This window comes from Vibrio sp. dhg, assembly GCF_003443775.1.
Classification (GTDB): Bacteria; Pseudomonadota; Gammaproteobacteria; order Enterobacterales; family Vibrionaceae; genus Vibrio; species Vibrio natriegens.
This window is the reverse complement of sequence record NZ_CP028943.1, coordinates 859269-872369: the sequence shown is the minus strand read 5'-3', so window position 1 is coordinate 872369 and position 13101 is coordinate 859269. Positions and strand designations below refer to the sequence as shown.

Annotated in this window: 11 protein-coding genes; 3 read left to right on the top strand and 8 right to left on the bottom strand. The window is 46.1% G+C overall.

Annotated features, from left to right (window positions below; translation table 11 throughout):
- The first annotated feature begins 24 nt into the window (after positions 1–24).
- Both znuC and znuB read left to right on the top strand, forming a co-directional pair.
- Positions 25–810 carry a zinc ABC transporter ATP-binding protein ZnuC gene (znuC, locus tag DBX26_RS04135; protein ID WP_118117928.1) on the top strand — a complete coding sequence of 262 codons (786 nt, stop codon included), beginning with the start codon at positions 25–27 and terminating at the stop codon, positions 808–810.
- On the top strand, positions 803–1588 hold the full coding sequence (znuB, locus tag DBX26_RS04130; RefSeq protein WP_020336308.1) for a zinc ABC transporter permease subunit ZnuB: 786 nt from the start codon (positions 803–805) through the stop codon (positions 1586–1588). Before znuC ends, znuB begins: the two co-directional genes overlap by 8 nt.
- 128 nt (positions 1589–1716) lie before the next feature.
- Here znuB and sucD read toward each other — a convergent pair whose 3' ends face one another.
- The 8 genes from sucD to sdhC all read right to left on the bottom strand — a co-directional run bounded on the left by sucD (position 1717) and on the right by sdhC (position 11401).
- Positions 1717–2589, bottom strand: coding sequence for a succinate--CoA ligase subunit alpha (sucD, locus tag DBX26_RS04125; RefSeq protein ID WP_014231153.1), 873 nt, complete (start codon positions 2587–2589; stop codon positions 1717–1719).
- Positions 2589–3755 (bottom strand): ADP-forming succinate--CoA ligase subunit beta, encoded by a 1167-nt coding sequence (gene sucC, locus DBX26_RS04120; protein WP_014231152.1) that lies wholly within the window; start codon positions 3753–3755, stop codon positions 2589–2591. The genes sucD and sucC overlap by 1 nt, the downstream gene beginning before the upstream one ends.
- A gap of 194 nt (positions 3756–3949) precedes the next feature.
- Positions 3950–5155, bottom strand: coding sequence for a 2-oxoglutarate dehydrogenase complex dihydrolipoyllysine-residue succinyltransferase (gene odhB, locus DBX26_RS04115; protein WP_014231151.1), 1206 nt, complete (start codon positions 5153–5155; stop codon positions 3950–3952).
- 28 nt (positions 5156–5183) lie between these two features.
- Complete coding sequence (sucA, locus tag DBX26_RS04110; RefSeq protein ID WP_020336307.1) at positions 5184–8009, bottom strand: 2-oxoglutarate dehydrogenase E1 component; 2826 nt, start codon at positions 8007–8009, stop codon at positions 5184–5186.
- A 169-nt stretch (positions 8010–8178) separates the two neighbouring features.
- Positions 8179–8889 (bottom strand): succinate dehydrogenase iron-sulfur subunit, encoded by a 711-nt coding sequence (locus tag DBX26_RS04105; protein ID WP_014231149.1) that lies wholly within the window; start codon positions 8887–8889, stop codon positions 8179–8181.
- A gap of 14 nt (positions 8890–8903) precedes the next feature.
- On the bottom strand, positions 8904–10670 hold the full coding sequence (sdhA, locus tag DBX26_RS04100) for a succinate dehydrogenase flavoprotein subunit (protein ID WP_014231148.1): 1767 nt from the start codon (positions 10668–10670) through the stop codon (positions 8904–8906).
- Positions 10671–11015 carry a succinate dehydrogenase, hydrophobic membrane anchor protein gene (gene sdhD, locus DBX26_RS04095; protein WP_014231147.1) on the bottom strand — a complete coding sequence of 115 codons (345 nt, stop codon included), beginning with the start codon at positions 11013–11015 and terminating at the stop codon, positions 10671–10673. It abuts the gene before it with no gap.
- A complete protein-coding gene (gene sdhC, locus DBX26_RS04090; protein WP_014231146.1) occupies positions 11009–11401 on the bottom strand; it encodes a succinate dehydrogenase cytochrome b556 subunit in 393 nt (130 codons plus the stop codon). The genes sdhD and sdhC overlap by 7 nt, the downstream gene beginning before the upstream one ends.
- 394 nt (positions 11402–11795) lie before the next feature.
- On the opposite strand from sdhC, the gene DBX26_RS04085 reads away from it, so the two are divergent.
- The gene (locus DBX26_RS04085; RefSeq protein ID WP_065299261.1) at positions 11796–13085 is read left to right on the top strand and encodes a citrate synthase; all 1290 of its coding nucleotides are present in this window, start codon (positions 11796–11798) and stop codon (positions 13083–13085) included.
- Positions 13086–13101: the final 16 nt, after the last annotated feature.

The following is a 13101-nucleotide window of genomic DNA, read 5'->3' as shown; positions in this document are numbered from 1 at the left end:
TTGATTTGCAAACGAGTTTCATTCATGTCCTCATTAGTCCATCTGGAACACTTATGCGTCGAATTCGATGAGCGCAAAGTTCTGGACAACATCAGCATGGAATTAACCAAGGGTAAAATAACGACCCTGATTGGCCCCAACGGCGCTGGGAAATCAACTCTAGTAAAAGTCATTTTAGGGCTCCAGAAGCCAACTAGTGGGAAATTATCTAAAAAAAAGAAATTAAATATTGGTTACGTCCCACAAAAGTTAAAGCTAAATGACTCTTTACCATTAAATGTCACTCGCTTTTTAAATTTGGCAGGCAAATACAGCAAGCAAGAGTGTATTGATGCACTGAGGCTTGTCGGCGCCGAGCACCTAATCAGCAGCAATATGCACAGTCTGTCTGGTGGTGAAAATCAGCGTGTCCTCCTCGCACGAGCTTTGCTTCAGCGTCCTGAGCTTCTTGTTCTTGATGAACCCGCTCAAGGCGTGGATATTCAGGGACAAATCGACCTGTATGATTTAATAGAAAGCATTCGTCACCGCTTTGATTGCGCTATTTTTATGGTTTCCCATGATTTGCATTTGGTGATGGCTAAAACTGATGATGTGATTTGCTTGCATCACCACGTTTGCTGCTCCGGTTCTCCTGCGACAATTACCCAGGATCCGTCTTACATCGCCTTATTTGGCAATGCGGGTAGAGAATCACTAGCCTTTTATCATCACGACCATCATCACCATCACGATCTGTCCGGTGATCCGGTTTCCGGTGATGCATCATCTTGCGCCAAGCATAACCACGGACACCATCACCATGATTGAGTTTCTGCTCCCCTCTATTCTTGCCGGTATTGGCATCGCAATTATCGCAGGGCCATTGGGCTCATTCGTCGTCTGGCGGAAAATGGCCTACTTTGGTGACACGCTAGCCCATGCCTCTCTAATGGGTCTGGCGCTAGGTTTTTTGCTGAATGTGAACATTTACCTGGCTCTACTCGTGTGCTGTTTGGCTCTCGCCGTACTGCTGGTAACACTACAAAAGCAACAATTGGTCGCCACTGACACCTTACTCGGTATTCTAGCGCACAGCTCACTATCAGTAGGCTTAGTATCGGTTAGCTTTCTGGATAATGTGCGCGTTGACTTGATGAGTTACTTATTTGGTGATTTGCTCGCTGTTTCATTGCAGGACCTGATATTTATTTATGCGGGTGTTGTTGCCGTTAGTGCATGTTTATACATTTTCTGGCGCCCATTGCTATCGAGCACGGTCAGCGAAGAGCTTGCCGCAGTGGAAGGCGTGAATACCGATCTTGTACGTCTGGTACTGATGTTGATGGTAGGCGTTGTGATTGCGGTGGGCATGAAGTTTGTCGGTGCATTGATCATGACATCACTGCTTATTATCCCAGCGGCAACGGCTCGAAAACTGTCTTCCACACCAGAACAGATGGCGCTGTTTGCCTCCATTATCGGTTCGATTTCTGTATTGATGGGGTTAAGCCTGTCCTGGCACTTTGACACACCAGCTGGCCCTTCCGTTGTGATAAGTGCAACTTCGCTGTTTATGCTAAGCCAAATCATCCAACGTAAAGCATAAGAATGTTGTCTGTTTGAGTTTGATTATCGCGAAGTTTCACTCGCTTTTCTTGTCTTCATTCTTAACCAAACTCCACGATCAAAAAAGCCTGGCAATTGCCAGGCTTTTGTATTCTAACAAGTTGGAAATTACCAGCCTGTTACTTCGCGTAGACCTTTACCGATCTCTGCTAGAGATTTAACTGTCTTAACGCCAGCTTCTTCTAGTGCAGCGAACTTGTCTTCAGCAGTACCTTTACCACCAGAGATGATCGCACCAGCGTGACCCATACGCTTACCTGGAGGCGCAGTTACACCAGCGATGTAAGAAACAACTGGCTTAGTCACGTTCTCTTTGATGAACGCTGCCGCTTCTTCTTCTGCTGTACCACCGATTTCACCGATCATTACGATCGCTTCAGTTTCTGGGTCTTCTTGGAACAGTTTCAGGATATCGATGAAGTTTGAACCTGGGATTGGGTCACCACCAATACCAACACACGTTGACTGACCGAAGCCTTCGTCTGTAGTTTGCTTAACTGCTTCGTAAGTAAGTGTACCAGAACGAGATACGATACCCACTTTACCTTTCTTGTGGATGTGACCAGGCATGATACCGATCTTACACTCATCAGGAGTGATAACACCCGGACAGTTAGGACCGATCATGCGAACGCCAGTTTCTTCTAGCTTCACTTTTACGTCGATCATATCTGTTGTAGGGATACCTTCCGTGATAGTTACGATTAGCTCGATACCTGCGTCAATCGCTTCTAGGATTGCATCTTTACAGAAAGGTGCTGGTACGTAGATTACTGTCGCTGTTGCGCCAGTTGCTTCTACTGCTTCGCGAACTGTGTTGAATACAGGTAGGCCTAGGTGAGTTTGGCCGCCTTTACCTGGAGACACACCACCAACCATTTGCGTACCGTATGCGATAGCTTGCTCTGAGTGGAAAGTACCTTGACCACCAGTGAAACCCTGACAGATTACTTTAGTGTCTTTGTTAATTAATACAGACATTATTTAGCCTCCGCAGCAGCAACAACTTTCTGAGCAGCATCTGTTAGCGACTCAGCAGCAATGATATCAACATCAGAATTAGCAAGAACTTCGCGACCTAGGTCTGCGTTAGTACCTTCTAGACGAACAACAACTGGTACGTTTACACCTACCTCTTTAACCGCACCGATAATACCTTCTGCGATCATGTCACAACGTACGATACCACCGAAGATGTTTACTAGTACTGCTTTCACGTTGTCATCAGATAGGATGATCTTGAATGCTTCTGCAACACGTTCTTTAGTTGCACCGCCACCTACGTCTAGGAAGTTAGCAGGTTTGCCGCCGTGTAGGTTTACGATATCCATCGTACCCATTGCAAGGCCAGCACCGTTAACCATACAGCCAACGTTACCGTCTAGTGCTACGTAGTTCAGTTCCCACTGAGCTGCGTGCGCTTCACGCTCATCTTCTTGTGATGGATCGTGCATTTCACGAAGTTTAGGCTGACGGTATAGTGCGTTTGAGTCGATGTTGATTTTGCCATCAAGACATAGCAGGTTGCCTTCGCCAGTAACAACAAGCGGGTTGATCTCTAGTAGAGCAAGGTCGTACTGAGCGAACATCGTGCCAAGACCCATGAAGATCTTAACGAATTGTTTGATTTGGTCACCTTCAAGACCAAGTTTGAACGCAAGCTCACGACCTTGGTAAGCTTGTGGGCCTACTAGTGGATCGATTGCTGCTTTGTGGATTAGCTCCGGAGTTTCTTCCGCAACTTTTTCGATTTCCACACCGCCTTCAGTAGAAGCCATGAAAACGATCTTACGGCTAGCACGGTCAACTACCGCGCCTAGGTAAAGTTCGTTTGCAATGTTTGATGCTTCTTCAACAAGGATTTTTGTAACAGGCTGACCATTTGCATCTGTTTGGTAAGTTACTAGGTTCTTACCTAGCCACTTTTGCGCAAACTCTTTTACGCCATCTTTTGTATCGTGTAGCTCTACGCCGCCCGCTTTACCGCGGCCACCAGCGTGAACCTGACACTTAACGACTTTCTTAGCTGTACTAATACGGCCTGCTGCTTCAAAAGCTTCTTGTGGTGTATCACACGCGTAGCCTTCTGGCACAGGTAAACCGAATTCTGCAAACAGCTGTTTGGCTTGGTATTCATGCAAATTCATTTCGATATTCCGTTTGTTTTTTCCCAAAGGGATTTATTATTTCCATAACGCTGCAGTCTTGGCTGCTTGTACGTCTGTAGGGTCTTCTCAAATCAATCACTTAGTGATTCAGATGAAGGCCAGACGTCGAGCTAGTCTAGCCATTGAAATTTTTAACGTCTAGCTACGCAAGGCAACTAGACGTTTTAGCGATATTAAACGTCTAATAGGAGACGTGCTGGATCTTCTAGTAGCTCTTTAATGGTTACTAGGAAGCCAACTGACTCACGACCATCGATTAAACGGTGATCGTAAGATAGCGCTAGGTACATCATTGGCAGGATTTCAACCTTACCGTTCACAGCCATTGGACGCTCTTGGATTTTGTGCATACCAAGAATCGCCGATTGCGGTGGGTTGATGATAGGCGTAGACATTAGTGAACCGAACACACCACCGTTAGTGATAGTGAAGTTACCGCCCATTAGCTCATCTACTGTTAATTTGCCGTCACGACCTTTAATCGCTAGCTCTTTGATACCTTTTTCGATATCAGCAAAACCTAGCGTGTCACAGTCTTTCAGTACTGGAGTTACCAGACCACGTGGCGTAGATACCGCCATGCTGATGTCGAAGTAGTTGTGGTAAACGATATCATCGCCATCGATAGACGCGTTTACTTCTGGGTAACGTTTTAGCGCTTCAGTTACGGCTTTCACGTAGAAAGACATGAAGCCTAGACGTGTACCGTGACGCTCTTCGAACTGGTCTTTGTACTGCTTACGAAGATCCATGATTGGTTTCATGTTCACTTCGTTAAACGTCGTTAGCATCGCTGTGCTGTTTTTCGCTTCTAGAAGACGGTTAGCAACTGTCTTACGTAGGCGAGTCATCGGTACGCGTTTTTCACTACGTGCCGCTGCTGGAGCTTCAACTACTGGCGCTTCAGCTTTTGTTGCAGCTTTTGCGTTTGCTAGGTGCGCTTCAATGTCTTCACGAGTGATACGACCGCCAACACCAGTGCCTTTCACTTGGCCAGCTTCTAGGTTGTGTTCAGCCAGAAGACGACGAACTGCTGGGCTTAGCGCATCATTGCTCTCTTCAGTAAGTGCCGCTTTGTGACGCTTATCTGGAGATGCTTGTGTACCTTCCGTTTTATCTGCTGTTGGTTCACCAGCAACTGCACCCGGCTTGATTTTAGCCAGAAGCTGTTTTGAAAGTACCGTCGCACCTTCTAATTCAACAATAGCTTCTAAAACACCAGCTTCTGGAGCTGGCACTTCTAGTACTACTTTATCTGTTTCGATATCAACCAGTACTTCATCACGCTCAATAACGTCGCCTGGTTGTTTGTGCCATGTCGCAACGGTTGCATCTGCAACTGATTCAGGTAAATCTGGAACCAGAATTTCAATTGTCATATCTGTTTCTTCCTTTAACTTCTAGTTCTTAATTCGAAGTTTTTGAGTTCACGTTCAGAGCGTCTTCAACCAACGCTTTTTGTTGTTTCAAGTGCACCGACATGTAGCCAACTGCTGGCGAAGCAGAAGCTGGGCGACCTGCGTATTTAAGATCTGCACCTGCAGGAATAGCGGCACGGAAGTTATGTTGGCTACAGTACCAAGCACCTTGGTTCTGAGGCTCTTCCTGACACCACACAAAGTCTTCAACATTTGTGTATTGAGCAATAGCGGCTTGTACTTCTTCCATCGGGAATGGGTAAAGCTGTTCAATACGCACAATTGCGACGTCTTCTTGCTCGTTGTTGCGACGCTGCTCAAGTAGGTCGAAGTAAACCTTACCAGAACAGAATACAACGCGTTTCACTTTGCTTGCTTCCAGATTATCGATTTCTGGAATAGCCGCCTGGAAAGTACCTTCTGCAAGGTCTTCGATAGTAGACGTACAAAGTGGATGACGAAGCAATGATTTAGGAGACATTACAATCAGTGGTCGACGCATTGGGCGTACAACCTGACGTCGAATCATGTGGTAAACCTGCGCTGGAGTTGAAGGAACAACTACCTGCATGTTTTGCTCTGCACACAACTGTAGGTAACGCTCTAGACGCGCAGATGAGTGCTCAGGACCCTGACCTTCATAGCCGTGAGGCAGAAGCATCGTTAAGCCACATAGACGAGCCCACTTCTGTTCACCAGAAGAGATAAATTGGTCAATAACCACTTGAGCGCCGTTCGCAAAATCACCAAACTGTGCTTCCCAAATCGTTAAGCCGCCTGGCTCTGCGGTTGCGTAGCCGTATTCAAACGCCAATACCGCTTCTTCTGACAATACTGAGTCGAAGACCTGGAAAGGACCTTGCTTGTCATGAACGTTTGCTAACGGAATGTATGTGCTTGCGTCTGTTTGGTTGTGAAGAACCGAGTGACGGTGGAAGAAAGTACCACGACCCGAGTCCTGACCAGAAATACGGATACGCTTGCCATCGTCAACCAAAGTTGCGTAAGCCAGTGTTTCAGCCATACCCCAGTCAATCGCTTTTTCACCAGTCATCATTGCCAAACGGTCGTTGTAAAGCTTGTTTACTCGACTTTGTAACTTATGACTTTCTGGGTACTGACATAGACGAGTACCAAGTTCAACCAAACGTTGTTTGTCGTATTGAGAGTCCCATTGCATGTCCCACTCGTGACCTAGGTATGGAGACCAGTCAACAGAGTGCAATGCCATTGGACGCCACTCTTTCACCACAACTTCACCGCGGTCAAGCGCATCACGGTATTCGTTGACTAACTGAGTTGCAGTCTCAATATCTGATTCGTTTTTGTCGATCAAAACATCGGCGTAAAGCTTACGTGGTGTTGGGTGTTTCTTGATCTTTTGGTACATCAAAGGCTGAGTTGCATTTGGCTCATCTGCCTCGTTGTGGCCATGGCGGCGGTAACATACCAAGTCAATAACTACATCACGTTTAAACTCGTTACGGTAATCCAATGCGATACGCGTAACAAACGCAACCGCTTCTGGATCATCAGCATTAACGTGGAAAATCGGTGCCTGTACCATCTTAGCGATATCAGTACAGTACATGGTCGAGCGAGTATCACGTGGGTTAGATGTCGTGAAACCTACTTGGTTGTTAACAACAACGCGAACCGTACCACCAACGCAGAAACCACGCGACAGAGACATGTTGAATGTTTCCGCAACCACGCCCTGGCCAGCAACAGCTGAGTCACCGTGAATAGTGATAGGAAGAACTTTACTGCCTTCTTTATCACCCAAACGGTCTTGACGAGCGCGCACAGAACCGATAACCACTGGGTTTACGATTTCTAAGTGCGATGGGTTAAATGCTAGCGCTAAGTGAACATCGCCACCCGGAGTCGCGAAGTCGGCAGAGAAACCTTGGTGGTATTTAACATCACCCGTTCCCCACGTTTCATCATGCTTGCCTGCAAATTCATCAAACAGATCTTGAGGTTTCTTACCGAGTACGTTCACCAACATGTTCAAACGACCACGGTGTGCCATACCAATAACCACTTCGCGCATGCCACTGTTACCTGCATGACGGATCAATTCTTTGGTCATTGGGATAAGCGCGTCACCACCCTCTAGAGAGAAGCGTTTTGCACCCGGGAATTTTGCGCCTAAGTAACGCTCAAGGCCTTCAGCTGCTGTTAGCTCTTCTAGGAAAGTACGCTTCTCATCGTTGTTGAATGATGGCTGGCCTACGACAGACTCAAGACGTTGTTGAATCCAACGCTTTTGCTCTGTGTCAGTCATGTGCATGTATTCAGCACCGATGGAACCACAGTAAGTTTTTTTGAGGGCTTCGTAAATGTCTCTCAACTTCATGGTTTCTTGCCCAATAGCAAAAGAACCTACGTTGAAAGTTTCTTCGAAATCTTCTTCGGTAAGATTATGAAATGCTGGATCCAACTCAGCAACGGTTGGACGTTGCCATAGACCTAGTGGATCTAATTCTGCAGCCTCGTGTCCGCGGAAACGGTATGCGTTGATTAGCTGTAGAACTTTTACTTGTTTTGCATCGACATCTGGGTCACTAACTTGGACATTGTAATGCTTTGTTTCTTGAGCGAGTCGTCGGAAGTAGTCACGGACACGTGAGTGCGGCTGTTCTGCCACTTCTTTTGAAGGCTTAGGCAAGCCATCAAAAACACGTTTCCACTCCTCACTTACCAGATCGGGATCACTTAGATACAGTTCGTAGAGTTCCTCTACATACGTTGCATTGGCGCCAGCCAAGTGTGAAGACTCGAGCCATGCCTTCATCACGCCGTTGTGCATATTTTCCCTTAACCAGTAGTTTTCACGTTTGCTTCGGTCTACGCCGAGCTATAAATAGCCGACTAAAATAATCGGCAATTTTAATATTCGTCTACTCGAGTTATGCAGTTGCAGCGCAGTGATGGGGTTTACGTTACACAACACTGCAACTGGTTCATCTACGAGTAAATTACACCGAGCGATTTACCAGCATCGACTTGATATGGCCGATTGCTTTCGTCGGGTTAAGTCCTTTCGGACAAACACTTACACAATTCATGATGCCATGGCAACGAAAAACGCTAAATGCGTCATCAAGATCAGACAAACGTTCATCTGTTGCCGTATCGCGGCTATCAATTAACCAACGGTAAGCCGCTAGAAGACCTGCAGGGCCGATGAATTTGTCCGGGTTCCACCAGAATGACGGACAAGAAGTTGTACAACATGCACACATGATACATTCGTACAAACCATCTAAATGAGCACGGTCGTCTGGTGACTGCAGATTCTCACGAGAAGGTGGTAATGCACCATCATCGATCAAGAATGGCTTAACTTTCGCATAGTTATCATAGAACTGCGTCATGTCAACAATAAGATCACGTACCACAGGTAGACCTGGTAGTGGACGAATTACGATCTTATCGCCTTGTAGTGCAGACAATGGCGTGATACATGCCAAGCCGTTTTTACCATTCATGTTCAGGCCGTCAGAGCCACAAACACCTTCACGGCATGAACGACGGAATGCGATGCTTGGATCTTGCTCTTTAAGCAGAATCAACGCATCCAGAACCATCATGTCTGAGCCTTCTTCTACATCAAGTGTGTAGTCTTTCATGTAAGGCTTAGTGTCTACATCCGGGTTGTAGCGGTACAAAGAGAAGTTCAGTTTCATAGTCATATCCTCCCTTAGTATGTACGTACTTTCGGCGGGAACGCGTCACGGTGTACTGGCGTCATGTTAACATCACGCTTAGTCATCGCTTCAGTTTCCGGGTTGTAGATTGAGTGGCATAGCCAGTTCTCGTCATCACGATCTGGGAAGTCGAAACGAGCGTGCGCACCGCGACTTTCTGTACGGTAGTTCGCAGCAACTGCTGTTGAGAACGCTGTTTCCATCAAGTTATCTAGCTCTAGACACTCAATACGCTGAGTGTTGAACTCTGAAGACTTGTCCGCTAGGTGAGCATCTTTTAGACGTTCACGGATAACTTTAAGCTCTTCCAGACCTGTTGCCATCGCATCACCTTCACGGAATACCGAGAAGCTGTTTTGCATGCAGCTTTGCAGATCTTTACGGATTTGTACTGGATCTTCGCCACCTGTGCTGTTTTCCCAACGCATAGTACGCGCCAGAGAAGCTTCGATGTCTGATTCAGTTGCAGGACGAGCTTCAACTTGTGCTGCTAGTGTTTCACCAAGGTGAAGACCTGTAGCACGGCCGAATACCACCAAGTCTAGTAGTGAGTTACCACCTAGACGGTTTGCACCGTGAACCGATACAGAAGCGATTTCACCACAAGCGAATAGACCTTGAACTTCCGCTTCGCTGCCATCAGCAAGCTGTTTAATTGCTTGACCAGAAACCTGAGTTGGAACACCACCCATCATGTAGTGACAGGTTGGGATTACAGGAATTGGTTCTTTAACTGGATCAACGTGTGCGAATGTACGAGACAGTTCACAGATACCAGGTAGACGTGACTCAAGCACTTCTTTACCAAGGTGATCCAGTTTCAGTTTAATGTGTGGACCCCATGGGCCATCGCAACCACGACCTTCACGGATTTCGATCATCATTGAACGCGCAACCACGTCACGACCAGCAAGGTCTTTCGCGTTTGGAGCGTAACGTTCCATGAAACGTTCGCCGTCTTTGTTCAGAAGATAACCACCTTCACCACGACAACCTTCTGTTACAAGAACACCGGCGCCAGCGATACCCGTCGGGTGGAACTGCCACATTTCCATATCTTGCATCGGAACGCCCGCACGTAGAGCCATACCAACACCATCACCAGTGTTGATGTGTGCGTTAGTTGTTGAAGCGTAGATACGACCTGCACCACCAGTAGCAAGGATGGTTGCTTTTGATTTGAAGTAACAGATTTCGCCTGTTTCCATACAAATCGCTGTACAACCCATGATCGCGCCATCTTGGTTTTTCACCAAGTCTAGTGCATACCACTCAGAGAAAATGGTTGTCTTGTGCTTAACGTTTTGTTGGTAAAGCGTATGAAGAAGCGCGTGACCTGTACGGTCTGCCGCTGCTGCTGTACGTGCAGCCTGCTCACCACCAAATTCTTTTGACTGACCGCCAAATGGACGCTGATAGATAGAACCGTTATCAAAACGAGAGAATGGAAGACCCATTTTTTCTAGTTCGATAACAGACTCAGGTCCATTCTTACACATGTATTCGATAGCGTTTTGGTCACCAATGTAGTCAGAACCTTTTACGGTATCGTACATGTGCCACTGCCAATCATCCTTGTGCGAGTTACCTAGAGCAACGGTGATACCACCTTGCGCAGATACTGTATGAGAACGAGTTGGGAATACTTTAGATAGCAAAGCACATGAAAGGCCTTGCTCTGAAATTTGTAGTGCAGCGCGCATACCTGCACCACCAGCGCCGATTACTACGGCGTCAAACTCACGAACTGGAATAGACACTTACGCACCCCACAAAATAAATAGACCAGAGAAGACATAACCGAATAGAACGGCAATAACACCAAGTTGTAATGCGCCACGAAGTTTCGCGCACTTAATATAGTCGGTGAACACTTGCCACATACCAACCCAAGCGTGAATCAGTACAGAAACAAGAGCCAACATGGTGAATACTTTGGTGAAAGTGCCACCAAAGAATTGGGTCCAAGATGCGTAAGAGATATCTGAGAATGCACAGAAGCTAACCAGATAAATCGTGTATAGAGTCATAATGATGGCAGTAGCACGAATCAGTAGGAAATCGTGTACACCGTTACGACCAAATGAAGAAACGTGTTTTACCATACCATTATCCCCGCCAATAGTGACAATACTGCAGTCGCACCAAAAGCAGCTTTCGCGCTCATCGTGCCTGAATCTAGCTCTTCAAAGTAGCCTAGATCCATCATCAGGTGACGGATACCACCAGCAATGTGGTATGCAAGTGCAGTTAAAATGCCCCATAGGATGAATTTTACGAAGAAGCTATCGACGATATCGGCGGCTTCCATAAAACCCATTGGGGATGACAGAGAAATGGACAGTAACCAAAGTAGTATACCTACCGCAACAAACGTGATTACCCCGGACACACGGTGCAGGATGGATGCGATTGCTGTGATAGGAAAGCGGATGGTCTGTAAATCTAAATTAACAGGTCTTGACTTTCTTTCTTTCACGGGCTTGCTCACTCAGCTCCATTGAGCATTTATTGTTATAACCAATTTCAGCGTCCAAATGTACAAAAGTTAACATTTATTTAACAGATACGACCGATAATCACCGAGAATATTGTAAACAAGTTGTTAACACCGGGAGCCATCACCAAACCTCACACTTTGTTATAGCCCCGAATTTATAAGGATTTAACTAAAATTTTCTTTGCCAATATACGGCGAGCAACATTCTAATACAATTGGTGTAACAAATTATGCTACATAGAACAGATTTTTAACGATTTTCAAAGAAAAAATCATAACAAGTGCACACAAAGATGTAGAAAAATTGACTTTACGCCTTAACAACAGTAAAAACATTGCACACAAACATCCTGGACGGATTAAATAATAAACAAAGGAGATTGTTATGGCGGATAAGAAAGCGACCCTTCATGTTGAAGGCAAAGCGCCAATCGAACTGCCAATTATGGAAGGTACTTTAGGTACTCCTGTAATTGATGTTCGTAAACTAGGAGCTAATGGTTACTTTACTTTTGACCCTGGTTTTCTTGCCACTGCATCTTGTGAATCATCAATCACATATATCGATGGCGGCAAAGGTATTCTTTTGCACCGCGGTTACCCGATTGATCAATTAGCCAATAACGCAGATTACCTAGAAGTATGTTACATCCTTCTTTATGGTGAAGCCCCTACCCGAGACCAATACGAGCAATTCAAGAAAACCGTTACTCGTCATACTATGGTACATGAGCAAATCGCAAGCTTCTTCCACGGCTTCCGACGTGATGCTCACCCAATGGCGGTAATGTGTGGCGTAGTCGGTGCATTAGCAGCCTTCTACCACGATTCGCTCGATATTAATAACGACGAACACCGCGAAATTGCGGCGTACCGTCTAATTTCGAAAATGCCTACACTGGCGGCAATGTGTTACAAATACTCTGTCGGCCAGCCATTTATCTACCCACGCAACGATTTAAACTACGCGGAAAACTACCTACACATGATGTTTGCAAACCCATGTGAAGAGTATGAAGTGAACCCTGTCGTTGCACGTGCTATGGATAAAATCTTTACACTTCACGCGGATCACGAACAAAACGCGTCAACATCAACAGTACGTCTTGCTGGTTCTTCTGGCGCTAACCCATTTGCATGTATTGCCGCTGGCATTGCATCTCTTTGGGGCCCAGCGCACGGTGGTGCTAACGAAGCATGTCTGAAGATGCTGGAAGAAATCGGCAGCGTCGATAACATTCCAGAGTACGTAGAACGTGCGAAAGATAAAGATGACCCATTCCGTTTGATGGGCTTCGGTCACCGTGTTTACAAGAACTACGATCCACGTGCAACCGTAATGCGTGAAACGTGTCACGAAGTTCTAAAAGAGCTAAACATCCAAGATCCTCTACTAGACGTAGCGATGGAACTTGAGCGTATCGCTCTTTCTGATGAGTACTTCGTTTCTAAGAAACTGTACCCGAACGTAGATTTCTACTCAGGTATCATTCTTAAAGCGATCGGTATTCCAGTATCAATGTTTACGGTTATCTTCGCTCTATCTCGTACCGTTGGTTGGATTGCTCACTGGAACGAAATGCACAGCGATCCGCTAAACCGCATTGGTCGTCCTCGTCAGCTATATACTGGTGAGGCACAACGTGAATTTTCTCCGCTTCATGAGCGTGAATAATCACTGAGTGAAATGC